General features: G+C 72.2%; 21 protein-coding genes. 10 read left to right on the top strand and 11 right to left on the bottom strand.

All coding sequences use genetic code 11. The features are described from left to right. The first annotated feature begins 40 nt into the window (after nt 1–40). From KUF83_RS28880 to KUF83_RS28870, 3 genes are all read left to right on the top strand, one after another. A protein-coding gene (locus KUF83_RS28880) for an IS5 family transposase (protein WP_217456034.1) occupies nt 41–849 on the top strand; the annotation gives its coding sequence in 2 pieces (ribosomal slippage) (nt 41–388 and nt 391–849; 807 coding nt in all). Between the two features lie 279 nt (nt 850–1,128). After that, entirely contained in the window at nt 1,129–1,725 is a 597-nt protein-coding gene (locus tag KUF83_RS28875) for a hypothetical protein (RefSeq protein WP_217457914.1), read from the top strand. Between the two features lie 323 nt (nt 1,726–2,048). Further along, nucleotides 2,049–2,789: a DUF4142 domain-containing protein gene (locus KUF83_RS28870; RefSeq protein WP_217457913.1), complete on the top strand. Its 741-nt coding sequence runs from the start codon at nt 2,049–2,051 to the stop codon at nt 2,787–2,789. Between the two features lie 24 nt (nt 2,790–2,813). Here the strand turns inward: KUF83_RS28870 and KUF83_RS28865 are convergent, their stop codons facing one another. The 4 genes from KUF83_RS28865 to KUF83_RS28850 form a co-directional block, all read right to left on the bottom strand. Continuing rightward, the gene (locus KUF83_RS28865; RefSeq protein WP_254644541.1) at nt 2,814–3,410 is read right to left on the bottom strand and encodes a MarR family winged helix-turn-helix transcriptional regulator; all 597 of its coding nucleotides are present in this window, start codon (nt 3,408–3,410) and stop codon (nt 2,814–2,816) included. A 111-nt stretch (nt 3,411–3,521) separates the two neighbouring features. Beyond that, nucleotides 3,522–4,613, bottom strand: coding sequence for a LacI family DNA-binding transcriptional regulator (locus tag KUF83_RS28860; protein WP_217457911.1), 1,092 nt, complete (start codon nt 4,611–4,613; stop codon nt 3,522–3,524). A gap of 95 nt (nt 4,614–4,708) precedes the next feature. After that, nucleotides 4,709–7,213 carry a beta-galactosidase gene (locus KUF83_RS28855; protein ID WP_217457910.1) on the bottom strand — a complete coding sequence of 835 codons (2,505 nt, stop codon included), beginning with the start codon at nt 7,211–7,213 and terminating at the stop codon, nt 4,709–4,711. Then, entirely contained in the window at nt 7,213–8,991 is a 1,779-nt protein-coding gene (locus tag KUF83_RS28850; protein WP_217457909.1) for a beta-galactosidase family protein, read from the bottom strand. The genes KUF83_RS28855 and KUF83_RS28850 overlap by 1 nt, the downstream gene beginning before the upstream one ends. Before the next feature lie 550 nt (nt 8,992–9,541). On the opposite strand from KUF83_RS28850, the gene KUF83_RS28845 reads away from it, so the two are divergent. After that, the gene (locus KUF83_RS28845) at nt 9,542–10,795 is read left to right on the top strand and encodes a cytochrome P450 (protein ID WP_217457908.1); all 1,254 of its coding nucleotides are present in this window, start codon (nt 9,542–9,544) and stop codon (nt 10,793–10,795) included. Between the two features lie 492 nt (nt 10,796–11,287). On the opposite strand, the gene KUF83_RS28840 is transcribed toward KUF83_RS28845, so the two are convergent. The 5 genes from KUF83_RS28840 to KUF83_RS28820 all read right to left on the bottom strand — a co-directional run bounded on the left by KUF83_RS28840 (nt 11,288) and on the right by KUF83_RS28820 (nt 15,752). Then, entirely contained in the window at nt 11,288–12,607 is a 1,320-nt protein-coding gene (locus tag KUF83_RS28840) for a cytochrome P450 (RefSeq protein WP_217457907.1), read from the bottom strand. Between the two features lie 206 nt (nt 12,608–12,813). Beyond that, entirely contained in the window at nt 12,814–13,545 is a 732-nt protein-coding gene (locus KUF83_RS28835; protein ID WP_217457906.1) for an ATP/GTP-binding protein, read from the bottom strand. Next, a complete protein-coding gene (locus tag KUF83_RS28830) occupies nt 13,523–13,882 on the bottom strand; it encodes a DUF742 domain-containing protein (protein ID WP_217457905.1) in 360 nt (119 codons plus the stop codon). The genes KUF83_RS28835 and KUF83_RS28830 overlap by 23 nt, the downstream gene beginning before the upstream one ends. Then, on the bottom strand, nt 13,879–14,292 hold the full coding sequence (locus tag KUF83_RS28825) for a roadblock/LC7 domain-containing protein (RefSeq protein ID WP_217457904.1): 414 nt from the start codon (nt 14,290–14,292) through the stop codon (nt 13,879–13,881). Before KUF83_RS28825 ends, KUF83_RS28830 begins: the two co-directional genes overlap by 4 nt. Next, nucleotides 14,289–15,752: an ATP-binding protein gene (locus KUF83_RS28820; protein WP_254644540.1), complete on the bottom strand. Its 1,464-nt coding sequence runs from the start codon at nt 15,750–15,752 to the stop codon at nt 14,289–14,291. Before KUF83_RS28820 ends, KUF83_RS28825 begins: the two co-directional genes overlap by 4 nt. A 367-nt stretch (nt 15,753–16,119) precedes the next feature. Between KUF83_RS28820 and KUF83_RS28815 the strand changes: the two genes are divergently transcribed. Then, nucleotides 16,120–17,076 (top strand): helix-turn-helix domain-containing protein, encoded by a 957-nt coding sequence (locus KUF83_RS28815; protein ID WP_254644539.1) that lies wholly within the window; start codon nt 16,120–16,122, stop codon nt 17,074–17,076. Between the two features lie 165 nt (nt 17,077–17,241). Here KUF83_RS28815 and KUF83_RS28810 read toward each other — a convergent pair whose 3' ends face one another. Further along, nucleotides 17,242–18,336: a Ku protein gene (locus tag KUF83_RS28810; protein ID WP_217457903.1), complete on the bottom strand. Its 1,095-nt coding sequence runs from the start codon at nt 18,334–18,336 to the stop codon at nt 17,242–17,244. 81 nt (nt 18,337–18,417) lie between these two features. On the opposite strand from KUF83_RS28810, the gene ligD reads away from it, so the two are divergent. Together ligD and KUF83_RS28800 are read left to right on the top strand one after the other, a co-directional pair. Beyond that, entirely contained in the window at nt 18,418–19,299 is an 882-nt protein-coding gene (ligD, locus tag KUF83_RS28805; protein ID WP_217457902.1) for a non-homologous end-joining DNA ligase, read from the top strand. A 114-nt stretch (nt 19,300–19,413) separates the two neighbouring features. Beyond that, a complete protein-coding gene (locus KUF83_RS28800; protein WP_217457901.1) occupies nt 19,414–20,715 on the top strand; it encodes a vanadium-dependent haloperoxidase in 1,302 nt (433 codons plus the stop codon). A gap of 26 nt (nt 20,716–20,741) precedes the next feature. On the opposite strand, the gene KUF83_RS28795 is transcribed toward KUF83_RS28800, so the two are convergent. After that, nucleotides 20,742–21,545: a nuclease-related domain-containing protein gene (locus tag KUF83_RS28795; protein WP_217457900.1), complete on the bottom strand. Its 804-nt coding sequence runs from the start codon at nt 21,543–21,545 to the stop codon at nt 20,742–20,744. Between the two features lie 90 nt (nt 21,546–21,635). Here KUF83_RS28795 and KUF83_RS28790 point away from each other — a divergent pair, with 90 nt between their 5' ends. The 3 genes from KUF83_RS28790 to KUF83_RS28780 all read left to right on the top strand — a co-directional run bounded on the left by KUF83_RS28790 (nt 21,636) and on the right by KUF83_RS28780 (nt 24,328). Beyond that, nucleotides 21,636–22,142, top strand: coding sequence for a dual specificity protein phosphatase family protein (locus tag KUF83_RS28790; protein ID WP_217457899.1), 507 nt, complete (start codon nt 21,636–21,638; stop codon nt 22,140–22,142). Between the two features lie 108 nt (nt 22,143–22,250). Continuing rightward, nucleotides 22,251–23,003 carry a hypothetical protein gene (locus tag KUF83_RS28785; protein ID WP_217457898.1) on the top strand — a complete coding sequence of 251 codons (753 nt, stop codon included), beginning with the start codon at nt 22,251–22,253 and terminating at the stop codon, nt 23,001–23,003. A gap of 101 nt (nt 23,004–23,104) precedes the next feature. Beyond that, the gene (locus KUF83_RS28780; RefSeq protein ID WP_217457915.1) at nt 23,105–24,328 is read left to right on the top strand and encodes a HAMP domain-containing sensor histidine kinase; all 1,224 of its coding nucleotides are present in this window, start codon (nt 23,105–23,107) and stop codon (nt 24,326–24,328) included. The last annotated feature ends 181 nt before the right edge of the window (nt 24,329–24,509 follow it).

The raw sequence follows: 24,509 nt of genomic DNA, 5'->3' as shown, positions 1-24,509 counted from the left end.
AGACGACGTTTCCTTTGGCGAGGAGAGTCGTTGTGTTGGTATGACAAGTCTTGCTGAGCATCTGGTCTCGGATGAGTTGTGGGAGCTGTTTCGGCGGGTGGTGCCGGAGACGGTGGTGGTGCGTCCGCAGGGCGGGGGCCGTCGGCGGGCCGGGGACCGTGAATGCCTGACCGCGATCGTGTTCGTGGCCACGTCGGGCTGTTCCTGGCGGCAGTTGCCGCCGGTGTTCGGGCCAGTCTGGCCCACCGTCTACCGACGTTTCGCGCGGTGGACTCAGCAGCGTGTGTGGGCTCGCCTGCACCGCGTCATCCTCGATGAACTCGGTGCTCAGGGGGGATTGGACTGGTCACGATTCGCCGTGGACTCGGTCAGTGTCCGCGCCCTCAAAGGGGGCAGTTGACGGGACCGAATCCGACCGACCGCGGCAAGTTGGGATCGAAAATCCATCTTGTCGTCGACCGTGCCGGCCTGCCCGTCTCTGTCGCGATCTCGGCCGCCAACACCCACGACAGCCTGGCCCTGCAACCGCTGGTCATGGGGATCCCGCCGGTCCGCAGTCCTCGCGGTCCGCGGCGTCGCCGGCCGGCAAAGCTCCACGGCGACAAGGGCTACGACTATCCCTACCTGCGTCGATGGCTCCGTGAGCGGAACATCGTTCCTCGCATCGCCCGCCGCGGTGTCGAGAACTCACAACGCCTGGGCCGACACCGCTGGGTGGTCGAGCGCACCATGTCCTGGCTCAGCGGATGCCGCCGCCTCCACCGACGCTACGAACGCAAGCCCGAACACTTCCTGGCCTTCACCGCCATCGCCACCAGCCTCATCAACCACCGCCGACTCACCAAGTGAAACGACGTCTGAAGGGTATGGACCGTCGGCTTCAACGGCTCGGTGGGCGGGGCTCGTTGAAACCACGAGGATGATGGTGCTCGTCGTTCGGTCGGGATGCCGAGGGCGGAAGTCTCGCAGGTTTGGAGGGGGGCGAGATTCCCTCGCCCATCTGTCGCGAACCTGCCGCGGAGAAATGTCGGCACCCTTCGCCGGGATTCATCCGGACTGTCGGCTTCCGGCGATCTCCTGTCGGTCCATCCTTCTTCCACCCGCTTGACTGCGAGGTAATACGTGACCATGTCGGCAGCCGACAAATGGCTGATGTCCCAGGATTATGCGGCCATTATCTCCGCCACCTTGGCGGCTCTCTTCGTCGTCTCGATCGTCGAGTTGGCGACGACGGGACTGGGTCCTCAGAGCGCGAAAAACAGGTTCCGTGAAATGTACTGCGTCGAAATCGACGAGTACATGCAGGCGTTGCAGGAGGGCCGGGACGTGGAGTCGGCCACGGCACAGAAGCTCAAGCCGCTGTTGGAGCATTGCGGGCGCTGCACGCGTGCGGTGGTCACGCTGGCCCGGCTGCACATGATCCTGATCGCGGTGACGATGCTCATCCTTCTCGCCGCGCTCGCACTGGTCGTCAAGTGGTCCGCGGGTGGCGCCCTGCCGGAGTGGATCACACCTCCGGGGCTGGCCCGCCGGTCGTTTCAGATCGCCGGCCTGTCGATGGGGCTCCTCGCGATCTCCTACCTGGTTCGCTCGCTGGCCGAACAGATCATGGATGCCGAGGAGCAGCGGATGAACGTCATGCGGAAGTACGGGATTTCGAGCCTGAGCGAGCACAAGGCGTTGCTCCGCAGGTGGAAGCGGGATGCGAGGCCGCCCGTCTTCTGACTCCGACTCGGCGGGCACCTTCCGGCCGCTCGCCCTTCGGCCACTGCCCAGCCGCCCCTCGGCCGCCACTCGGCCGCCGCCCGGCCGCCCCTCGGCCTCTGCCCGACCGGCCCTCGGTCGCTGTCCGACCGACCGTCCGGAGCCCGGCCCCCGGGTGGGGCGGGTGCAGTGGTGGCGCGGCAGTCATGGCAGGTGCCGTGGCCTCCTGGGCACTGCTACCGCGCCTTCATGATCCGCAGGGTGCAAAATTTACCCTGCGCAATGATTGCCTTGTGCTTCTCGTACGTACCCCTGGGGGACGGCCGTTCTTCTCAGGAGGCAGCATGGGTATCTCGCAGCGCACGGCAGGAACCGTATTCGTGGTCGGTGGGCTGGTGGTGACCCTTGCCGCGCTTGCGTATCCGGCCCTGGTCGGCGTGGAGAAGACGGCGACCAACCAGGAACGGATCATCGCCAACACCCAGTACGGACCGTTGACCGAGGCCGACCGGGACTTCGTGATCAAGGTGCGTGCGGCCGGGCTGTGGGAGCATCCGCTCGGTCTGATGGCCATGGAGCGGGGGACGACCCCGGAGATGAAGGAGGCCGGGGAGCACCTGGTCGCGGGGCACTCCGGGCTCGACGAGCTGTGCCGCAAGATCGCTCCTGAGCTGGGCATCACCCTGCCCAACCAGGCCAGTCCGCAGCAGCAGCAGTTCGTGGCGACCGTGGACGGGAACACCGGCAAGCAGTTCGACACGACCGCCGTGAACATCATGCGCGTGACGCACGGGCAGATCTTCCCGACCATCGCCAAGATCCGCGCGAGCACCAAGAACACCATGATCCGGCAGTTGGCCGACCTGGCCAACGACACCGTCCTCGACCACATCACGGTGTTGGAGAAGACCGACCTGGTCAACTACGACCAGGTCAACTTCCAGCAGACGACACCGCCGAAGCTCCCCAAGGTCGAGATGACCCCGCCCCCGCCGCAGCCGGGCTCGCCCGTCCTCGTCCTCAACGAGCCGCCCGGGCTGGACGTCAACACGACCTCCCCGACGCCCAGCCCGAGCGCCGGGTGATCCGCGCGGCCACCGGCGGCCGGGTCAGGTCGTTGTCGCGTCTCCCCAGCCCAGGGGGTGCGGCTCCGCGTCGTGCACGGCCGGGACCGGGGGCTCTCCGCCCGCCTCGTTGAAGGCCGTCAGCGCCTCGACGATCGCCGTCCGCTGTGTCGGGGTGAGCCGTTCGACGATCGTGGCGATCTCGGCGCGCCGGCGGGCGGTGACGTCCTCGACGGTGCGCCGCCCCTCCTCCGTGAGCTGGAGCAGGGTCTCGCGGCGGTTTCCGGGGTTGGTCTGCCGGTCGGCGAGACCGGCAGCGATGAGGCGGTCGACCATACGCATGGCCGTGGACGGCGCGACCTGGAGCAGGTCGGCGAGGGTGACCAGCTTGGTGGCGCCACGCGTGGACAGGACGACCAGCATCCGGACCTGCGGCAGTGTCACCCGCTCCTCGACCTCGGCGAGCGAGCGGGCCGAGACCGCCACGAGCACGCGTGACGCGGTCAGCACCGCACGGGTCACCGCGTCCACGTCGTCGACATCGGCGGCGGCAGCAGCGGCAGCGGCACTCGTACTCGTACTGGTATTGGTATTGGTGTCGGCATCGACATCTGTTGCTACGTCTTTTTCGACGTCGCTCATGGGTCCGACAGGGGTCTCGCTCTCCGGCATGTGTCCTTTCTATCTCGCCGAAGTGCCTGCCCACTCACCTGATCCGCACAGATTTTCCTTCTCCATGACCCGGGTGCGCGATCAGCGTCCCGGCGCGGGGCCCGTACTCCTGCGCACGATCAGCTCGACCGGCACCACCCGGTCCACCGCCGGTTCCGGCGGGCCGTCCAGCTGGGACAGGAGCAGCCGCAGGGAGCGGGTGCCGATCTCGGGGAAGTCGGTGCGGACCGTCGTCAGCGGGGGAAGCAGGTGCGCGGCCTCGGGGATGTCGTCGTAGCCGACGACGCTGACGTCGTCGGGGACTCGGCGGCCGGCCTCGTTGAGGGCGCGCAGGACGCCCAGGGCCATCTGGTCGTTGGAGGCGAAGATCGCGGTGACGTCGGGGCGGTCGGCCAGCTGACGGCCGAGTTCGTATCCCGAGTCGGCGCTCCAGTCGCCGACGAGGGGCTCCGGGATCTCGGCTCCCGCAGCTCGCAGCGTGGCCCGCCACGCGTCCACCCTGCGGTCGGCCGACAGCCAGCCCGTGGGGCCCGCGATGTGCCAGACAGTCGCGTGGCCGAGAGCCAGCAGGTGTTCCGTGGCTTTGCGGGCGCCGGCCCTGTTGTCCGCGGTGACGAACGACGCGTCCTTGCCCAGGTCGTTCTCCAGGACCATCAGCGGGGTGTCGAGCTGCGCCTCCGCCAGCGCCCGGCCCACCCAGCGCTGCGGGGCGATGGCGATCACGCCGTCCGCGCCCTCGGCGGACAGCGTGTCCACGGCCCGTACGACGGTGGCCCGGTCGGCCGTGTCGAGCGCGATGGAGCTCACCAGGTACCCGGCGTCCTGGGCCGCGGTGTTGATGGCGGTCAGGATGGAGGCGGGGCCGAAGCGGGCCGCGTCGAAGGAGATCACGCCGAGCATGCGGGTCCGGCCGCTGGCCAGGGAGCGTGCGCTGCGGCTGGGGCGGTAGCCGAGCGTGCGCATGGCGGTCCGCACCGCTTCCCGGGTCTCGGGGCGGACGGCCGGGTTGTCGTTCAGTACGCGGGAGACCGTCTGCTTGGAGACACCGGCCAGCCGCGCCACGTCGTCCATCACCGGGCGCGCTCCCGCGAAGTTGCGTCGGCTGCGGCCCTTGGGGAGGTCCTTGGGAGGAGGTCCTTGGGGCGGCGCGCCGTCACCGGCACTTCGGGTCATGACGGGTGATGTCCTTCGGGTTCGTCCTCGGCGGTCGTGCCCCGCCCGGCTGGCCCACAGGATAGGCCGCCGGGCGGGAGGACGGCGTGGCGCGCTCAGCCCGCCCCGACCACGCACGTGCGGGTCCTCACCCACTCGACGTGCCCGACCGACGCCACGGCCGCACCTGCGTCGGCACAGGTCGCCCCCGTGGCCGCTGCGGCGTCGGCACCGGTCGCCTCCGAGGCCACGTACACCCGGGCGCCCGGCGCCCGGGGCAGCACCTTCAGCCGCAGTCCCTCCCCGCGCAGAGCGAACGCCGGGAGCCGTTCCAGGGCGATGTCCCAGACCCGGCCCGAGTGGAACTGGTCCGCCACGAGCCTGTCGTCCACGTACGCCCGTGCCACGTCCCCGGTCCAGTGGACGCGCAGGAGGGTTCCGGTCAGGGGCAGTCCGTCCGGGACGGTGACGGCGTACTCGGCGGCGGCCGTGTCGTAGTACTTGTCCGCGGGGGCGCTCGCCCGGCCCTGGACGCCGGTCACGGGTTCGGGTGGCGGGCCCGCGTCCCGGACCCGCAGCGCCTCCCCGGCCCCCGCGAACCGCGACTCCTGGTCGTCACCCGGCACGGTGTACCTCGTGAACACCCCGTCCGCCGCCTCCCGCACGACCGCCGGATCCCACACGTCCGCAGTCTCCGGCCGCGCATGCTGCGCCTTGCGCATGCCGGCCCCCTTCACCACCGGAGGCCGTCGCGGTGCGGGCAGCACGGCGAACGACGGTTCGTCGGCGGCCGAGGTGTGGATCCGGACCTCGCCCCGCCCCTGATCGGCGTGCTCGTCGAAGACGACGCCCGCGTCGCACAGCACCAGCCGTTCGGCTCCCCACGCGGGACCCCGGTAGGCGGTACGGGCCGTCGTGGCGTCCAGGACGAGGAGGCCGACCCGGGTGCCGTCCGCCGTGTCCACCTCGACCAGGGCGTCGGTGCCGGGGCGCAGCCCCGTGACCAGGACGCGGCCGTCGAGCGTGGCGCATTCCCCGGAGGGTGTGCTCACCGACGTCACCATGCGTGAGTCCAGGGCGAGTTCGACCGGAATGCCGTCCGTGGCCGCCAGCACCAGGACCGTACGTCCGTCGTCGTCGACCGTGCACACGGGCTGGGCGGTGGCCCAGTCCAGGCGCAGTCCGCCGACGTCGAGGCGGAGCGGCCAGCAGAAGTACGCGCCCGCCGGGACCGTGACCGGTGTGCTCGGGAACGTGAGCGCGGGCGCCCCGGGGAGGTCGACCGTGAACGAGGTGTCCGGGTGGGGCGGCAGCGGCTCGTGCGGCTGGTGGTTGTTGACGAAGAGGAAGCCCGAGGTGTCCGAGCCCCGCACCGCCCAGCGCAGGGTGTCCCGGTCGTCCTGGCCGGCCGGCCGCCGCTCGGGCAGGAAGGACGCCATCGGTGCGAGGAGATGCCCGAAGTCCGCCAACAGCAGGTGCTGGAGCCGGAGTTCGTCGTACGAGGGCCGGTACTGGCCGTACTCCCCGAGCGGGGCCTGGAAGTCGTACGTGAGGACGGGGAGGTCGTTGGGGTAGTCGGTGGCGTGGGACTCCTGGAGGGTCGTTTGCTCGCCCGGCGGGTTCGTACCGCCGTGGAACATGTAGTAGCCCTGCCACACGGAACCGCAGCCGATCTTCGTGAGGCCGAGGGCGCCGACGTCGGCCGCGTCGACGCGCGGGCGGCGGTGGTAGGACACGGCCATGCCGCCGCCCAGCTCGCAGGTGGCCCAGGGGAAGCGGTCCGTGAGGGCGGCCGGGTCGCCGCCGCGTACCGTCGTCGGGCGCAGGTCGGCGCCGATGCCCTCGTCGTCGCGCTGGTGGGTGAAGAAGAAGTGCTTGCGGCAGGTGTCGGGCCAGCCGCCGTCCGCCTCCGTCCAGAAGGTCTCGGGGTAGCCGCCGTAGAGGGGGAGCAGTTCGTCGGGCGGCAGCCGCACCCCGCCCCAGGCCGTCGACGTCCACAGCGGGGCGCTCAGGCCGGCCTCCTGGGCCATGCGCTTCAGTGTGAGCAGGTGACCGGGTTGGTCGTAGAGCTCGTTCTCGATCTGGAGGGCGACGATCGGGCCGCCGTGCGCGCGGTCGAGGCCGCGTAACTGCCCGGCGATCGCCTCGTACCAGGTGCGTACGGGCGCCAGGTAGGCCGGATCGTCGGTGCGTGGGGTGCAGGCGCGGGCGAGGAGCCAGTCGGGCAGGCCGCCGTTGCGTGTCTCCGCGTGGGACCAGGGGCCGATGCGCGGGACGAAGTCCAGGCCGTGCCGGGCACAGAGTTTGGCGAAATGCCGCAGGTCGCGGTCGCCGTCGAAGCGGATCCGTCCCTCGGTCTCCTCGTGGTGGATCCAGATGACGTAGCTCGCGACGGCGGTCACCCCGCCCGCCTTCATCTTCAGGAGCTCCTCCTCCCATTCCCCGGCCGGGTAGCGGGTGTAGTGGAACTCGCCGGAGACCGGGAACCAGGGGCGGCCGCCCCTGGTGAGGAAACGGCTGGTGACCTCGATCGGGTCGGGGACGCCGGGGGCGTCGGTGAAGGGGAGGTGGCCGGTGAGCGGGGGTGCGGCGGGTGCGGACACCCGCAGGCGCAGGGGCATCAGGGTTTCACCGGGCCGAGGTCGGGCGTGTCGGTGAGCTGGGCGTGCGGCCCGGTCGTGGCCTGCAGTTCCAGGAGGACCAGCTCGTTGGTGCCGCGGCGCAGGACGGGCGCCGGGACGTACAGCGTGCGCTGCGGGCCGCGGTTCCAGTAGCGGCCGAGGTGGAAGCCGTTGATCCAGGCCTGGCCCTTGGTCCAGCCGGGCAGGGACAGGAAGGTGTCGGCGGGCACGCGGACCTCGAAGGTGCCGTGGTGGAAGGCAGGTCCGGCGTCCGCGGGCGCCCCTTCCTCCGGGGACGCCGCCGGGGCGAAGGGCACGGAGCCCACGTTGTCCAGGGACAGCGGATGGCAGTCCCAGCCCTGCAGGGGCGTGCCCTCGAAGGTGACCGGGCCGAGCAGGCCCTTGGGGGCGCCGATGCGGGGTCCGTAGTTGACGCCGCCCATGTTCTCGACGAGCACGTCCAGCGTGGCGCCGGCCCGTGGGACGCGGACGGGCAGGGCCTCCTCGTGGCGTTCGCGTTCGAGTACGCCGACGGGGGCGCCGTCGACGAAGACCTGGGCGCGGTCGCCGACACCGCCCGCGAAGTGCAGCACGCCGTCGCCGGGCACCGGGACCGTCGTGCGGTACAGGACGTAGCCGGCCCGCAGGCCCAGTTCCTCCATCGTCACCGGGTCGGCGTCGACGCGTACCGGCTTGGCCAGGACGGTCGCGTGCGCCAGCAGCGGGGCGCGGCGGTCCAGTTCGACGGGTGTGTGCGGGAGTTTGGGGGCGGGTGCCGGGGCGGGCTCGTCGGGGACCGGGGCGTGGCGGGCGATGACCTCGCGGAAGGCGTGGTACTTGGGGCCGGGGTCGCCGCTCTCGGTGAGCGCGGCGTCGTAGTCGTACGACGTCACGATCGGCTCGTACGCGTGGTCGTGGTTGGCGCCGTTGGTGAAGGCGAAGTTGGTGCCGCCGTGGAACATGTAGATGTTGACCGAGGCACCCGCGGAGAGCAGCCGGTCGAGGTCGGCGGCGGCGTCGGCCGCGTCGCGCACGTGGTGCGGCTCGCCCCAGTGGTCGAACCAGCCGATCCAGAACTCCGAGCACATCAGGGGCCCTTCGGGCTGATGGGCGCGCAACTGCTCCAGGGACTGGGCCACCTTGCTGCCGAAGGTGCCGGTGGTGAGGACACCGGGCAGGCTGCCGGCCGCCAGGTGCTCGGGATTGGCCTGGTCGCAGGTGAAGAGGAGTTCCTCGACGCCCCGGGTGCGCAGGGACTGGGCGAGGTGTTCGAGGTACGCGGTGTCGGTGCCGTACGCCCCGTACTCGTTCTCCACCTGTACAGCGATCACCGGGCCGCCCGACTGGGCCATGTGCGGCAGGAGCGGCGGCAGCAGCAGGTCGAGGTAGCGGTCGAGGGCGTCCGTGAAGCGGGGGTCGCTGGTGCGCAGCCGGATGTCGGTGTCCGTGGTGAGCCAGGAGGGCAGACCGCCGCCGTCCCACTCGGCGCAGATGTACGGGCCGGGCCGCAGGAGGACGTGCAGGCCCTCGGAGCGGGCGAGGCTCAGATAGCGCGGCAGGTCGAGGAAGCCGTCGAGGACGAGCGTGCCGGGCTCGGGCTGGTGGAGGTTCCACGGGACGTACGTCTCCACCGTGTTGAGGCCCATCAGACGGGCCTTGCGGAGCCGGTCGGACCACTGGTCGGGGTGGATGCGGAAGTAGTGCATCGCTCCGGAGATGATCCGGAAGGGCTCTCCGTGGAGCTGGAAACCGTCGGAGGACGTCGTCAGGGCTGACATGTTGATGCTGCTTCCCTTCGGCTCGGGGGCCGCACGGGCAGGTTCCGGGACGCTCGTGACCGGCTGCGCGGTCGGCGGGTCTGTGACGTGGTCACGCACGCGGGCTCCAGTTGACGGCCCACGCTCCCGCGGGCGACGAGCCGCCCGGACGCCGGCGGCAGCGCTACGAGAACCATGATGTTACCGGTAACTCAAAGCCGTCAAGATCCCCGCACCAGGTCGGTGGAGGGTCCGGACGGGGACGCCCCGGGCGCGCGGATCCGGAGCCGCAGGGGGCAGGGCGCGTCCAGCCTTGATCGGCGTTTCCAGGGCCTTCGGGGCTTTCGGCGGATGTGTCGGTGCAGCCGGTGCAGGCGGAGTACGTGCGGCGATGGCGGCGGTGAGAGCCGGTGGCCGGTGGCCGCCGACTTGCCGGTACGCGTAGGGAACTTGCCGACGTGCGCAGCGGGCCTTTCACGGCCTCGTTGGCGCGCACCGCCGCCGCGTAACGTCACGCACCGTATCGACGTTCGCACGGTTCGAGTTCGATTTCGGGTACCGGGAGGCTCCCATGTCAGAGCAGGGCTCCATCGTCATCGACCCGTCCGGTCGCGACATCCACGGCGAGGCGGCACGGATACGCGGGCGCGGCCCGGTGACACGGGTGGAGCTCCCCGGCGGCGTGGAGGCCTGGGCGGTCAGCAGTACGGAACTGCTGAAGAGGCTGCTCACCGACCCGCGGGTGTCGAAGGACCCGCGGCGGCACTGGCCGCTGTGGATCAACGGGGAGATCTCCCCCGAGTGGCCGCTGTTCACCTGGGTCGCCGTGCAGAACATGTTCACGGCGTACGGCGGGGAGCACAAACGTCTGCGGACCCTCGTGGCGAAGGCGTTCACCGCCCGCCGGACGGCCGCGCTGCAGCCGCGCGTCGAGGAGATCACCAAGCAACTGCTCGACCGCATCGACGAGGCCGGACGCCGGAGCGGGGTCGTCGACCTGCGCGAGGAGTACTGCTACCCGCTGCCGATCCAGGTCATCAGCGACCTGTTCGGGCTGCCCGAGGAGAAGGGCGCGGAGCTGCGGGCCGTGGTGGACGGCGTCTTCAACACCGCCGCCACGCCGGAGGAGGTCACGGACATCTACACGAGGATGTACGCGGTCCTCGGCGAACTCGTCGCCGCCAAGCGGGAGTCACCGGGTGACGACCTCACCTCCGGGCTGATCGCCGCGCGGGACGACGAGGGCGGCAGCCGGTTGAGCGAACAGGAACTGCTCGACACGCTGGTGCTGATGATCAGCGCGGGTCACGAGACCACGGTCAACCTCATCGACAACGCCATCCATGCCCTGCTCACCCATCCCGAGCAGCTCGCGCATGTCCGCGCGGGCCGCGCCACCTGGGACGACGTGATCGAGGAGACGCTGCGGGTCCGGGCGCCGGTCGCCAGCCTGCCGCTGCGGTACGCCGTCGAGGACCTGGCGCTGGGCGAACTGGGCGGGCCGCGGGGGGTGGTGATCGGCAAGGGCGAGGCGATCCTCGCCGCGTACGCCGCCGCCGGGCGCAGCCCCGAGGATCACGGGGCCGACGCCGACCGGTTCGACGTCACGCGGCTCGGCAAGGAGCATCTGGCGTTCGGGCACGGGGTGCACTTCTGTCTCGGCGCTCCGTTGGGGCGGATGGAGGCGCGGGTTGCGCTGCCGGCGCTTTTCGAGCGGTTCCCCGGGATTCGGCTCGCCGTCTCCGACGCCGAGTTGAGTCCGGTGGCGTCGTTCATCTCGAACGGGCACCGTGCGCTTCCTGTGCGGCTGCACGAGGCCGACTGACGGCTTCCGCCGGATGTTGGGGGGGCGGTCGGTGGGGGTTGCTCGCGCCGTTCCCCGCGCCCCTGAAGAGGCGCCGCCTCCGCCGACGGGGCGTCACCATCCGTCCTCGGCCGCCCGCCGCCGTGGGTTGCTCGCGCCGTTCCCCGCGCCCCTCAACGGGGCGCACCCGGCCGTCTTTGGCTGCCCGTCGCCGTGGGTTGCTCGCGCCGTTCCCCGCGCCCCTGGAAGGGGCGCCCCTCCTGACGAAGGGCTCCCGGCGTCGGGGGGCGGCCCTCGTCTGCGCCTAGGGGGCGTGGTGGGATGTCCGGCCGCAGCTACGACGACACCCGGACAGGGTCACCGGGCGGCAACCGCGCTTTACGTCTCCGCTGCGGACGGGCATCCCGGCGCGTCCCCGAACGGACGAACCGACCGCCACCCCCACCCACCCAGGGGCGCGGGGAACTGCGCGCCCGACCACACACGACCCGCACCCACCCACTCCCCCGGCGCCTACTCCCCGCGCCACCAGGCCCTCAGCCGAGCCCAACCGCCCGTCGGGCGCACCGGCACCGGCCCCGGCCCCGGCACCGGCCCCGCCGGTTCGGGCCCGGCGCCGGCCGGCAGCACGGGCCGGCGCACGGCGTCCACCCGCTGCTCCTCCCCGCTGACCGGCGCCGCCGGAAACCGCACCGGCAGTGCGGCGAGCGCCCGGTGGAACGGCCCCGGCCGCCACTCCAGCTCGTCCACCGGTACCGCGAGCCGCACGTCCGGCAGCCGGTCGAGCAGCTTCTCGACCGCCACCGCGGCGATCAGCCGGGCCGGGCTCTGCGCCGGACAGTTGTGCGGGCCGGCGCTCCACGCCAGGTGGGCCCGGTTCCCGGCCCGCTGGTCGTTCCTCAGCGCCGGGTCGGTGTTCGCGGCGGCGAGACTGACGACCACGGGATCGCCCTCGCGCAGAAGCGTGCCCTCGTAGACGACGTCCCGGACCGGGTAGTGCACCGCGTAGTTGGCCATCGGCGGGTCGGTCCACAGGACCTCGTCGAGGGCGTCCTCGACGGGCAGGCTGCCGCCGCCGAGGCTGCCCGCGAACCGGTCGTCCGACAGCAGCAGCCGCAGGCTGTTCGCGATCAGGTTCTGCTGGGGCTCGGTGCCCGCGCCCATCAGGACGACGAGCTCGTGGATCATCTCCTCGTCGGTGAGGGCGGCGGGGTGGGCCATGAGCCACGACGTCATGTCCTGCCCCGGCCGCGCGCGCTTCAGCGCGACGAGGTCGAGCAGGGTCACCGTGAGCAGTTCGTTGGCCTTCTCCGCGTCCACGCCGTCGAAGATCCCGGACATGCCCTCGACGAGCCGCTCGCCGAGGTCGGTCGGGCAGCCGAAGAGGCGGTTGAACACGAGCAACGGCAGCACCTGGGCGTACTCGGCCAGCAGGTCCGCCCGGCCGCGCGGGGCAATCAGGTCGATGAGCGTGTCGGCGCTGCGTTCGACGTATCCGCGCAGGGTGCTGGGCTCGACGGCGGCCAGGCTGTCGGTGATGGCGCCGCGCAGCCTGCGGTGCTCCTCGCCGTCGGTGAACAGCGCGTTGGGCCGGTACATCATCATCGGCACGACGGGGCTGTCCGGCGCGACGGTGCCGTCGGCGAGGTCGCGCCAGCGGCGGGGGTCCTTGGAGAAGGTCTCGGGGCTGCGCAGGACGTGCAGCGCGGCCTCGTACCCGGTGACGAGGGTGGCGCGGACGCCGGGCGCGAGTTCGACGGGCGCGGTGCTGCCGTCCGCCCGCAGCCTGTCGTAGAGGGCACCGGGGTCGGCGGCGAACTCGGGTCCGTGCATGGGGTGGTGGTACGGACAGCCCTCAGGCGGAGCGGAGGCGACGGAACCGGCAGAAGCCGAACCGGCGGAGGCCGAACCGGGAGAGCCAGAACCAACAGAAGCCGAACCGACGGGAGCGGAATCGACGGGGGCCGAACCGGCAGAAGCCGAACCGGCTGAGGCAGAACCAACAGAAGCCGAACCGGCGGCCGATGCTTCGGAGGAGGTCACGCGTGCTCCAGTTCGCTGTCGCCGGCGCTGCTGCCGTCGCGGGTGAGGAGGTACTCGACAAGGGCGATCAGCGCGTGGGTGGAGGAGACCCGGTCGCGGGCGTCGCAGCGTACGAGGGGGGTTTCGGGGAGCAGGTCGAGGGCCTCGCGGACCTCGGCCAGGTCGTGTTCGCGGGAGTCGTCGAAGTCGTTGAGGGCGACGGCGTACGGCAGGCCCAGGTCCTCCAGGACGCCCATGACGTCGAAGGACTGGCCGAGGCGCCGGGTGTCGGCGAGGACGAGCGCGCCGAGCGCACCGCGTGTCATGTCCTGCCACAGCTCGGTGAAGCGCTGCTGTCCGGGGGTGCCGAAGAGGTAGAGCACCAGGGAGTCGTTGAGGGTGAGCCGGCCGAAGTCGAGGGCGACCGTGGTGGTCGTCTTGTCCTTCGTGCCCGCGAGGTCGTCGACGAGCGCGCCGGCCTGGGTCATGACCTCCTCGGTGCGCAGCGGCCGGATCTCGGACAGCGCGCCGACGAAGGTGGTCTTGCCGACGGCGAAGTGCCCCACGACGAGGACCTTCACGGCGGTCTGCACACCGCTCGCGAGGTGGACGCCTCCCGTGTGACGGCGGCCGGTACCGGGAGAGCCGTCTGCGGCGTGCCCGTACCCCCGCCCGTGCCCGGCAGGGTGGTCGTGCCCCGCAGGGCGGTCGTCGGCGGGGCTGTCTTCAGAGGCGGGCGCGAAGCCCATCGAGGACCTCCTGGAGGATGCGGGTCTCGGAAGGCCGGGCGGACGGGATGGGGGCGCGGGTGACGACATGGCCGCTGTCCATGAGGTCGGCGACCAGCACCTTGGTGACGCTGACCGGCAGCGAAAGATGTCCGGCCACCTCGGCGACCGACAGCGCGCCGGGCCGGCACAGCTCCATCAACGCCCGCTTCTCCGGGCTCAGTCCGGTCAGCGGCAGATCGTCGGCGGCGATCAGCAGCGTGACCAGGTCCAGGGTGTTGCGGGTCGGGTGGGAGCGGCCCTCCGTGACGACGTAGGGCCGCACCAGCCTCCCTCCGGGACGCCTCGGCGGTGTCATACCGGGTGGCCGGCGTCCCGCCGCGCCGGGCTGGTCAGTTCCCTGCCGAGCCGGTCGACGAGTTTGTGCATGCGGTACGTGACGGCCTCCATGTCGACGTGTTCGGTGGTCGACACGGCAAGGTAGGCGCCCTCTCCCGCGGCCACGAGGAAGACGTATCCGTGCGCGAACTCGATCAGGGTCTGCCGCCAGGGAGTCTGCGCGCTGCCGCAGAACTCGGCCGTGCTGCGGCTGATCGACTGGACGCCGGAGAGTCCCGCGGCGAGCCGCTCGGCGTCGTCCCGGCCGATGTCCGCGGAGTGGGCCCGGAGCATGCCGTCGGCCGAGAGCAGGATCGCGTGCCGCGCCTCGGGGACCTTCAGGACCTCGTCGAGCATCCAGCCCAGCTCGTTGTTCGCGGGCTCGATCATCCTTGGATGTTCCCTTCGTCTTCGTGGGGGGTGCCTGGAAAGTCCGGTTCCGCGGCCTGGTCCGCGCGGCCTTGGAGGGTGCCGCGGGCGAACGCGCCCATGCGACGGGCGGCTTCCTCGGCCGACCGGACACCGGGTTCCTCGACGGGTTCCGGCGCGGCCTGCGCGGCCTGCGCGCCGCCGACGGGCTCGTCCGGTGCCTGTGCCGGGCTCCGGCGCCGCCGCTTGGGCAGCCCGCCCGCAGTGGTGGTGGCCGGCTCGGCGGGGAGCGGCGTAACCGCAGCCGGGCCCGGCGCCGACTCGACGGCCGGGGACGGCTCGGGCGCCGCTTCGGCCGTACCGGCGGGCGCGGCCCCGGCCACGGAGGTGGGGGCCGTCACGGGCGCGGACGCGGCCGGCGTGCGGGCGGAGCCACGGGCGGGAGGCACGGTCACGGGTGGCAGCTCCTCCGCGGGGTCCCGGTGCGTGAGCAGGGCGGACGGCAGGAACACGACGGCACGGACGCCGCCGTACGGGGAGCGGGTGTCGGCTGAGACGCTGAACCCGTACCGCGCGGCGAGGACGCCGATGACGGCGAAGCCGAACTGGGGCGGGTCGTCGAGCCGGGTGACGTCCACCGCGTGCCGGCCGGACAGCAGGGCCTCGGCGCGGTCGGTCGCGTGGGCGTCCATGCCGACGCCCGCGTCGTCGATGATCACGCAGGCGCCGTTGTGCACGGACTGGACGTTGACCTCGACCTTGGTGTTGGGCTGCGAGTGGCGGGCCGCGTTGTCGAGCAGTTCGGCGATGGTGAGGACGACCGGCTCCACGGCCCGGCTCTCGACGGCGATGTCGGCCTGTCCGTGGATCTGGACGCGCCGGTAGTCGCGGATGCGGGAGGTGGCGCCGCGGACGACCTCGATGACCGCGGAGGTGGAGCGCTGGCGACCGGGCCAGGATCCGCACAGCACGGCGATGGCCTGGGCGCGGCGGCCGAACTGGGCGTTGGTGTGGTCGATCTCCAGCAGGTCGCGCAGCACGTCGGGGCGGTCGTGCCGGTCCTGCATGTCGGAGATGGCGACCTGCTGTTCGTTGGCCAGTGCCTGGATCGAGCGCATCGACGACTTCAGGGCGGCCTTCGCGGACTGGTCGGCGCGGGCCTGCGCGTGCTCCACGGCGCCCGCGAAGCGCTCCAGGACGTGGTCGAGGCACTTCGCGAAGCCGCTTCCGGCCAGCCGCGCGTCGAGGAGCCCGATGCCCGGTGGGGTCTGCTGCTGGGGTCCGTGGTCCTCCAGCGCCGGGAGGCGTACGGCGACCAGGTGCCGCACCTCCTCCTCCCGGGTCCGCAGGTCTTCCGCCAGCTCGGCGTTGCGGCGGCGCAGCCGCGCGGTGATGCCGCGCTGGCGCACCAGCAGCACGGTGGCGGCGAGCAGCCCGACGGCCACGCACCAGAACACCGCCTCCGGTATCTGTTCCTTCATGAGGTCCTCAAGTGCGGGGAGGGTCGGCGGGGAAGGGTCGGCGGGCACGGATCGGGAGCGGGTGGGGCGAAAGGGCGGGGTGGGGCGCAGGGGGGCGCGGCGCCCGACGGTACCCGCGAGCCGGCGCGCGTTCTTGCCCGCGCGCGCAAGGAAGTTGCCCTCAGGCGCACCACGCGCGACCCGGCGCGCCGACCGCCGTACCCGCCCCTTCGGGCACACGCCTGTGTGCGGTCCGCCTCACCTTTCGCTCCGGGCCACGGAAACGGAACGTCTGTACTACGCTTACCGCCCGTAACTGCCGTGTCCGAAAAGCTGGTTGAGCAGGGCCGCCGGGAACGGCCGGGGCACTCTGGGCGGAGGAAGCACATTGCCCGCGGGAACCTACGTCGTGGAGTCGCAGACGACCGGTGAGGTGGATCCGCCGGAGCGGACCGACTTCTGGAGCGAGCACATCGCGTCGGTGCAGTCCCGGATGGGCTACAGATACCCGCGTACGGACAACTTCCGCGGTGAGACGGTCCGTCAGTGCACCGACGTCTACCAGCTGGTCAAGTTCCGGTCGGACGAGATCGAGTACAGCAGGACACCGCACCAGGTGCGCCAGGCCCCCGACGAGGACTACCGGCTGCTGCTCCCCCTCACCGGGGAGATCGTCCTGCGGCAGGACGGCCAAGAGGCGCGGCTGACACCGGGGCACGGCACGCTGCTGACCTTCGGAGCGCCCTTCGAGTGCGCGCAGGACGCCTCCACCCGGGCGTTCATCTTCACCATCCCGGCCCGTGAACTGGACGGCCCGCTGCACCGGAAGTCCCCGCTGGGCGCCGCGCTGGACCTGGGCAGGGGGCTGGGGCGCGTGGTCGGTTCCATGCTGAACGACCTGCACGAGGAGCGCGAGGCGCTCACCGACCCGCAGTTCAACGCGGTCTCCGAGCGGGTGGTCGAGTTGCTGTGCATGCTCGCCGTCGGCGACGACCGGCCGGACGCGCCCGGCCATCTGACGGAGGTCGAGGCGGTGGTGCGCCGCCATGTGCGCGAGCACGCGGCGGACCCGGGTCTGACCGGCACCTCCATGGCGCGGTCCCTCGGCTGGTCCCTGCGCCAGATCCAGCTGGCGCTCCAGCGCGCGGGCACCACTCCTCGCGAGCTGATCCGCGAGGAGAGGCTGCGGGTCGTCCGGGACCGGCTCCGGTGCGGCGAGTGCGAGCACATGACGATCACCGACCTCGCGTACGCCTCGGGCTTCTCCTCCGCGAGCGCGCTCAGCACGGCGTTCAAGCAGCGCTTCGGGGTGAGCCCCCGGGAGATGCGGCACGGGACACGCTGACGCCCACCGGAGCCGCCGGACGGCTACGGCCCCGCGAGCGAGAAGGGCGCGCCCCGAAGGGGCGCGGGGAACTGCGAGCCCCGCCACACGAGACCCGCAGCCGACGGACGACACCCCCAAAGCGCGGCCGTCGGCCCGAACCGGGACCGGGGGCGGGGCCCAGGTTCAGGCAGATGCCCGCTTCCGCGCCGCCGTCTTCTTCGCCCCGCCCGTCGTCTTCTTCGCCGCGGCCTTCTTCGCGTCGGCCCCGGCCGCCGACTTGGCCGACGTCTTCTTGGCCGAGGCCTTCTTCGCCGGTGCCCCCGCGGTGGTCTTCTTGGCGGCCGCCTTCTTCGCAGCGGACGCCGGCTTCTTCCCCGAGGGCGGCTTCGGGGCGGCCTGCGAGGACTTCCGGGCCGTTCCCTTGCGGAGGGGCTTCACCTCGGCGTCGGAGCCGGATCCGGAGTCCGGTCCGGAGTCGGCGGAGTCCTCGCCCCGCGCGACGCGCGCCTGCCGCACGCTGTTCTCCAGGGCCGACATCAGGTCGATGACCTTGCCGCCGGACTTCTCGGCGGAGGGCGCGGAGGGCGCCGTCCCGCCGGAGGCCTTCGCGGCGATCATCTCCTCCACCGCCTCGCGGTAGTCGTCGTGGAGTTCGTCGAGGTCGACCTCGCCGAGGGTGTCCATCAGGGCGTCGGCCAGGTCGAGTTCCTTGTCTCGGACCGTGACGCTCGCGTCCGGGGCGACGCTTTCGGGCGTCCGGATCTCGTCCGGCCACAGCAGGCCGTGCATGGCGATGACGTCGTCGACGACCCGCAGCATGCCGAGCCGCTCCCGCCCGCGCAGGGCGAACTTCGCGATGGCGACCTTCCGGCTGCGTTTCAACGCCTCCCGCAGCAGGGTGTACGGCTTCGCCGCCGGCACCCCGTTCGCCGCCAGGTAGTACGCCGTGTCCATCTGGAGCGGGTCGATCCGGTCGGCCGGCACGAAGGCCACGATCTCGATCGTCCGGGCGGTCGGGATCGGCAGGGAGGCCAGGTCCTCGTCCGTGATCGGGATGATCGTGCCGTCCGCGTCCTCGTAACCCTTGCCGATCTCCGACGCCGTCACCTCGCGCTCCTCCATCTCGCACACCTTGCGGTAGCGGATGCGGCCGCCGTCCTCGGTGTGGATCTGACGGAAGGAGATCGAGTGGTTCTCCGTGGCGTTCACCAGTTTGATCGGGATGCTGACCAGCCCGAAGGAGATGGCGCCGTTCCAGATGGATCGCACGTGCAGCACCTTCCACTCGGTTGCCGGCCATCATTGATGGCTGCTGACGTTTTCCGACGCTTTTCTCGGATTGTGTGGAATTGTCATCGTATGACGCCGATCACCGAGGTGGAGGGGCGAAGGCTCTCGCTGAGCAATCTGGAGAAGGTCATCCATCCCGCGACCGGCTTCACCAAGGGCGAGGTGCTGCACTACTACGCGACGGCCGCCGACGCCCTGCTCCCCCATCTGCGTGACCGGCCGGTCTCCTTCCTGCGCTACCCGGACGGGCCCGACGGCCAGGTCTTCTTCACCAAGAACGTGCCGCCAGGTACGCCCGAGTGGGTCACCACGGCGGAGGTGCCACGGTCGGAGGGCCCCGCCCGTATGGTCCTGGTCCAGGACCTCGCGAGCCTCGTCTGGGCGACGAACCTCGTCACCGAGTTCCACACGCCCCAGTGGCTGATCGACGCACCGGGCGACGCCGACCGGCTGGTCTTCGACCTCGACCCCGGGCCGCCCGCGACGGTCGTCGAGTGCTGCGAGGCCGCGCTGTGGCTACGGAGCCGGCTGGCGTCCGACGGGATCGAGGCGTACGCCAAGACCTCGGGGTCGAAGGGGCTGCATCTGCTGGCGGCGCTGCGTCCGACGCCCTCCGACCAGGCGACGGAGTACGCCAAGAAGCTCGCGGTGGAGGCGGAGAGGGCGATGCCGCGGCTCGTCGTGCACCGGATGACGCGCAGCCTGCGACCGGGCAAGGTCTTCGTCGACTGGAGCCAGAACGCGGCACGGAAGACGACCGCGGCCCCCTACACCCTGCGGGCACGGGCGGAGCCGACGGTGTCGGCGCCGGTGACATGGGCCGAGGTCGAGCAGTGCCGGACCGCTCGCGAACTGACCTTCCTGGCCCCGGACATCGCGCCCCGGCTGCGGGACCACGGCGACCTGCTGGCCCCGCTGTTCGACGCCCGCCGGGCCGGTTCGCTGCCCTGAGCGCGACCGGACGATTCCCCGGGCGCGTCCGGCCGACCGGACCAGGGGCACCTCGCGACGGACGCGGGGGCCTCACCACAGACGAGGGGGGGCACCTCATCACAAAGGAGCACCATGCAAGCAGCACCACCCTCCCGTGCCGTGCGCCGCACCCTCGTCGTCGGGCTGACGGCTCTCGCGCTCGGCGCGCTGCCCACGGCCGCCCCGGCCTCCACGGTCGCCCCCGACCGGGCCTCGGGCCACGTCCCGAACGCTCAGGTGATCAACGACTGGAGCGAGACCGCCGCCGCCGTGGTCAGCGTGGACGCCGGACGCCCGACGGCCGAGCCGTTCCTCTGGTACGGCTTCGTCTCGGCCGCCGTCTACAACGCGGTCGTCGGCATCGAAGGCCGCTACACCCCGTACAAGTGGGGCGAACGCGGTCCCCGTGACGCCTCCTCCGAGGCGGCCGCCGCGGCCGCCGCGCGCCGGGTCCTGCTGACGTACTTCCCGGCCTCGAAGCAGCGGATCGAGACCGCCTTCAGCTCCTCACTGGCGAAGGTCCCGGACGGAAGGGCCGAGCACCGGGGCGTCCGCTTCGGGGAGCGCGCGGCCGCCCGGCTCATCGAGTTGCGCGAGAACGACGGGCGCGACGCCCGGGTGACGTACGACAGGAAGCCCGCCCCGGGTGTCTGGCGCCCGGCCCCGCCCGGCTTCCGGCCCTTCACGAACCCGTGGCTCGGCAAGCTGCGGCCGATGCTCTTCGACTCGCCGGACCGGTTCATGCCCGGGCCGCCGCCCGCGCTGACGTCGAAGCAGTACGCCCGGGACCTCGCCGAGGTGAAGGCGACGGGCTCGAAGAACAGCACGCGGCGGACGGCCTGGCAGACCGAGACCGCGCGCTTCTTCTCCGACCCGCTGCCCCAGCAGTTCCAGGCGGCCTACCGCGACCACACCGCGCGCAACGGACTGGACATCGTCGAGGCGGCCAGGCTGTTCGCCGCCGCCAACACGGCGTCGGCCGACGCGACGATCACCACCTGGAACTCCAAGTTCACCCACGCCCTGTGGCGGCCGATCCACGCGATCCGGCTCGCCGACACGGACGGCAACCCCGCCACCCGGGCCGACCGGTCCTGGGAGCCCCTGCTCAGCACTCCCCCGTACCCGGAGTACATGGGCGGCCACTGCGCCAACGACGGGGCCGTCATGGCCGTACTGGACCGGCTGACCGGCGGTGACATCGATCTGCGTGTCTCGTCCGCGGTGACGGGCACCACCCGGACGTACACGAGGTCGGCCGACTTCGACCGTGACGTGATCAACGCCCGGGTCTGGAGCGGAATCCACTTCCGCACCGCGGACGTCGTCGGCAGCCGTGTCGGCCACCGCATCGGCGACTTCGCACTCGACCACTACTTCAAGCCGCTGCGCTGATCACGCCCCGCGGGCGACCGCGGGGCTCACACCCTCGCCCACGTGTTCCGGTCGCGTGCCATCGCGTGCAGTGCCTCGACGTCCGCGGGCTTCAGGGTCCCGCCGAGGCGGGCCAGGGTCGGGAGGTCCGTGTCGGTCAGGGCACGGGCCTCCCGCAGCGGGGTGGTGACCTCGAGGGCGGACGGGCCGAAGACCGCCAGGACCGGGCGGACCTCCGCGGTCAGGGCGTACGAGGCCCGGCCTGCGTCGGCGCGGACCGCGCGCAGCAGTGGGTACGGCTCCCGGCGGCCGACCGTGACGATCGGGTCGGCCACGAGGACGCGCTGCTTGCGGGCGTAGAGGGTGCGGACGCAGAAGAGTCCGCCGGGGCCGATGACGAGATGGTGGATGCGGTCACCTCCCGGGAGCGGCACCGAATGCAGGGCGTGCCAGCCCGCCCCCTCCAGCCGGTCCAGGGCCTCTCCCACCGCCTGCTCCGCCATCAGAGCCCGCCTCCGCGGATCGGGCCGCAGACGCCGTGGGGCGGCCGGCTCACGGTCGAGCGCGATCTGCAGCGCCTCCCCGGGCCGGTTCGGCGCGAGGTCGTCGTCCGGGTGCAGGGACAGCCGCGCGAGCTCCGCCGGGGTCGGCACGGGGGGCGGCCCGACCGTCACCTCGCCGGTCAGGAAGGGTCCGAGCGCTTCGAGCACGTCGTCGCGCCGCTCCTCGCCGAGCAGGTTGACCCGGCCCGCCTCCCTGTCGTACCAGGCGATGTTCCTGCCGTCCGCGAGGCGGACGTACAGCCGCTCCTGGCCGTGCCGCCAGGCCGGTATGACGCGCAGTCCGTTCATGCACCATCACCCCACGACCATGGGAACAGGCGGGGTGCTCCAGGGGCAAGAAGGCGGCTACCTTTGGGAGGAGTTGAGGGGGAGGCGCCGTTGCGGGACAGCAGGAAGCGACCCGACGCGCCGGCCCCGGACAGCCCGTGGAGCGAGATCGTGCCCGGCCTGTGGATGGGCGGTCACGCGTACACGGGCCGGACGGGATCGCCGGAGTTCGCCGTCGTACGTGACGAGTTCGACCTGGTTCTGACCCTGCTGCGACTACCCGGCCACGGCCCCGACCCCGGTGTGGAACACCATGTGTGGCCCATCCCGGACGGCCCGCTGGACGGCACCCAGCTGGCGGGCGTGATCCGGCTCGCCCGGACGGCGGAGGAGGCGCTCGACGACGGCCGGCGCGTCCTGGTGCGCTGCTACCACGGCTACAACCGCTCGGGGCTGCTGGTCGCCCACGCCCTGGTCGGCGCGGGGCGCACGGCCGACGAGGCGATCCGTCTGATCCGCTCGCGCCGCTCACCGTGGGCCCTGCACAACGAGCTCTTCGTGGAGTACCTGCGGACGGGGCTGGCCACGGCCCGGCTCCTGGAGGAACTCGCCGAATAGCGCCGGGTGCCCGTCCGCCCCGCGAACAAAAAGGACTTCCGTACGAATAAGGTGTCCGGGACATCAACGCCGATCTCGCCCCTGCGGGCCGGCCCCGACAGGAGCGCAGTGATCCACAACCGCCCCGCGGGCGTCCGCGGTCTCGCGCGCGCCACCCTCGTGCTGCCTCTGGCCGGTCTGCTGCTGACGGGCTGCGGCGACACCGGCGGTCTGCGCGGCGCGGGCCCGACGTCCACCGCCGTGGGCCCGGCACGGCTGTGGCCGGAGGTCCCGCCCGCCACCTCGCCCGCCCTCGACTACGGCGAGGCGGACACGGAGACGGTCAAGGGCGTCACGGCTCCGGGCGACGACATCCGCAAGGCCGACCCGGTCGCCGTCTTCCGTGCGGAGATCGCCGCTCATCCGGATCTCTACACCGGCGCCAAGGCGCCCTACGCGCAGACGGCCCGGCGGGTCGCGGCCTGCGGCAGGAAGGGCGAGCGCGGCCGGGCGTGCCCTCTCCTGCGGGCGTACTACCGCGATCTCACCGGCGACGGCCGGGACGACATGGTGCTCGGGGTGCGGATGCCGGACGACCAGCTGGGCGTGCGCACGTACACCGTCATCGGTCACACGCTGACGGAGGTCATGGCGACGACGGACAGCACGCTCGGTGTCGAGATCGCCGGCCGTGACGTGATCATCCGGTCGCCGTCGAAGCTGGCGGGCTACGAGTACCGCACGGTCTGGTCGTGGGACCGCCGCCAGAAGGCGATGCTCGCGGCCAAGGACGAGATCCTGCGGGTGGGGGCGACGGCCCCTCCGTCCGGCCGCGCACCCGCGCGCACCCCGTCCGCGAGCCCTTCGGCCGACGCCCGGTGAGCCGCCCTCAGGCCGGTCCGCGCCCCCGGCCGGACCGCACGCGGCGGCTGCGGCACAGGACCGCCAGCCTCACCTGGAAGGCCGCCGTGTTCATCACGGTGATGTGCTGCGGCCTCGCCGCGCTCCTCGGCATCCTCGTGCACGTCTCGGTGACCGACCAGACCGTCGGCGAGGCCCGCACGCAGGCGCTCGACCGGCTGACCGAGACCGCGGAGGCGTTCGAGGCGGGTGACCGGCTGCCGCCGGGCGCGGGTGTCGACCTGCCGGGGCTGCCCGCCGAACTGCGGACGCTCGCCGAGGCCGGGGACCGCGGCACGATGGTCGGCGGCGACGACCCGCGGCCGACGATGTGGGCGGCGGGCCCCGCGAGCGACGGCCGGACGCTCGCCGTGCGGGTCGACTACGCGCAGGGCGCCCGCACGATCGACGGCCTGGACCGGGCGATCCTCGGCTCCTCGGCGCTGGCCATCGGGGTGACGCTGCTGGTGGGCGCGTTCGCGGTGACGCGCGTGACGCGGCGACTGCACGGGACGGCCCAGGTGGCACGGCGGATCAGCGCCGGCGACCTGGACGCGCGGGTACGGGATCCGCGGGCCGGGGACCCGACGAGCCCGCAGGACGAGGTGGCCGCGGTCGCGGGCGCGCTGGACACGATGGCGTCCTCGCTGCAGGGCAAACTGCTGAGCGAGCAGCGCTTCACCGCGGACGTGGCGCACGAGCTGCGGACCCCGCTGACGGGGCTGCACGCGGCCGCCGAACTGCTGCCGCCGGGCCGCCCCACCGAGCTGGTGCGGGACCGGGTCGCCGCCCTGCGCACGCTCACCGAGGACCTGCTGGAGATCTCCCGGCTCGACGCGCGCAGCGAGCGGCTGGAGGTGGACGCCGTACGGCTCGGGCCGGTGGCCGAGCGGGTGGTCCGGGCGGCGGGCGCCGGCCCGGCCACGGACGCGGGCACCGGCACCGGCACCGGCACCGGCACCGGCACCGAGGTCAGGGTCCTGCGGGACGCGGTCGTGGAGACCGACCGGCGCCGTCTGGAGCGCGTGCTGGGCAATCTCGTGGCCAACGCGCACAAGCACGGGCGGGCGCCGATGACCCTGACGGTCGACGGGCCCGTCATCACAGTGCGGGACCACGGCGACGGCTATCCGCCCTACCTCCTGGAGCACGGGCCGCAGCGGTTCCGCACGGAGGGCGGCTCCAAGGGGCACGGGCTCGGTCTGACGATCGCACTGGGCCAGTCGGAGGTCCTGGGCGCACGCCTCGTCTTCACGAACGCACCGGACGGCGGCGCGGTGGCCACGCTGACGCTGACCGCTTCTTAGACCGTCTGCCTCCTGGCCCTGTCTGCGCCTTGGGCCTGTCTGCTCCTTGGGCGCGTCTGCTCCCCGGACCTGCCCGCTTCCCGGACCTGTCTGTTTCTGGACCCGTCCGTTTCTGGACCCGTCCGTTTCTGGACCCGTCCGCCGGTCGCCGGGTCGCTCGGCGCGGGTTGCGCCGTGGCTC

The sequence above is a fragment of the Streptomyces sp. BV286 genome, from assembly GCF_019090165.1.
Lineage (GTDB): Bacteria > Actinomycetota > Actinomycetes > Streptomycetales > Streptomycetaceae > Streptomyces.
The sequence above is the reverse complement of the archived record's forward strand: the minus strand, read 5'-3'. Positions and strand labels throughout refer to the sequence as shown.

Bases quoted from the DNA above. Each gene is read 5' to 3' on its own strand.
- KUF83_RS28865 (WP_254644541.1), bottom strand. From the start codon at position 3,410: ATGAGCGACGTCGAAAAAGACGTAGCAACAGATGTCGATGCCGACACC.
- KUF83_RS28780 (WP_217457915.1), top strand. From the start codon at position 23,105: ATGTGCTGCGGCCTCGCCGCGCTCCTCGGCATCCTCGTGCACGTCTCG.
- KUF83_RS28825 (WP_217457904.1), bottom strand. From the start codon at position 14,292: ATGATCGAGCCCGCGAACAACGAGCTGGGCTGGATGCTCGACGAGGTC.
- KUF83_RS28820 (WP_254644540.1), bottom strand. From the start codon at position 15,752: ATGAAGGAACAGATACCGGAGGCGGTGTTCTGGTGCGTGGCCGTCGGG.
- KUF83_RS28855 (WP_217457910.1), bottom strand. From the start codon at position 7,213: ATGCCCCTGCGCCTGCGGGTGTCCGCACCCGCCGCACCCCCGCTCACC.
- KUF83_RS28830 (WP_217457905.1), bottom strand. From the start codon at position 13,882: ATGACACCGCCGAGGCGTCCCGGAGGGAGGCTGGTGCGGCCCTACGTC.
- ligD (WP_217457902.1), top strand. From the start codon at position 18,418: ATGACGCCGATCACCGAGGTGGAGGGGCGAAGGCTCTCGCTGAGCAAT.
- KUF83_RS28845 (WP_217457908.1), top strand. From the start codon at position 9,542: ATGTCAGAGCAGGGCTCCATCGTCATCGACCCGTCCGGTCGCGACATC.
- KUF83_RS28860 (WP_217457911.1), bottom strand. From the start codon at position 4,613: ATGACCCGAAGTGCCGGTGACGGCGCGCCGCCCCAAGGACCTCCTCCC.
- KUF83_RS28850 (WP_217457909.1), bottom strand. From the start codon at position 8,991: ATGTCAGCCCTGACGACGTCCTCCGACGGTTTCCAGCTCCACGGAGAG.
- KUF83_RS28795 (WP_217457900.1), bottom strand. From the start codon at position 21,545: ATGAACGGACTGCGCGTCATACCGGCCTGGCGGCACGGCCAGGAGCGG.
- KUF83_RS28875 (WP_217457914.1), top strand. From the start codon at position 1,129: ATGTCGGCAGCCGACAAATGGCTGATGTCCCAGGATTATGCGGCCATT.
- KUF83_RS28835 (WP_217457906.1), bottom strand. From the start codon at position 13,545: ATGGGCTTCGCGCCCGCCTCTGAAGACAGCCCCGCCGACGACCGCCCT.
- KUF83_RS28800 (WP_217457901.1), top strand. From the start codon at position 19,414: ATGCAAGCAGCACCACCCTCCCGTGCCGTGCGCCGCACCCTCGTCGTC.
- KUF83_RS28870 (WP_217457913.1), top strand. From the start codon at position 2,049: ATGGGTATCTCGCAGCGCACGGCAGGAACCGTATTCGTGGTCGGTGGG.
- KUF83_RS28840 (WP_217457907.1), bottom strand. From the start codon at position 12,607: ATGCACGGACCCGAGTTCGCCGCCGACCCCGGTGCCCTCTACGACAGG.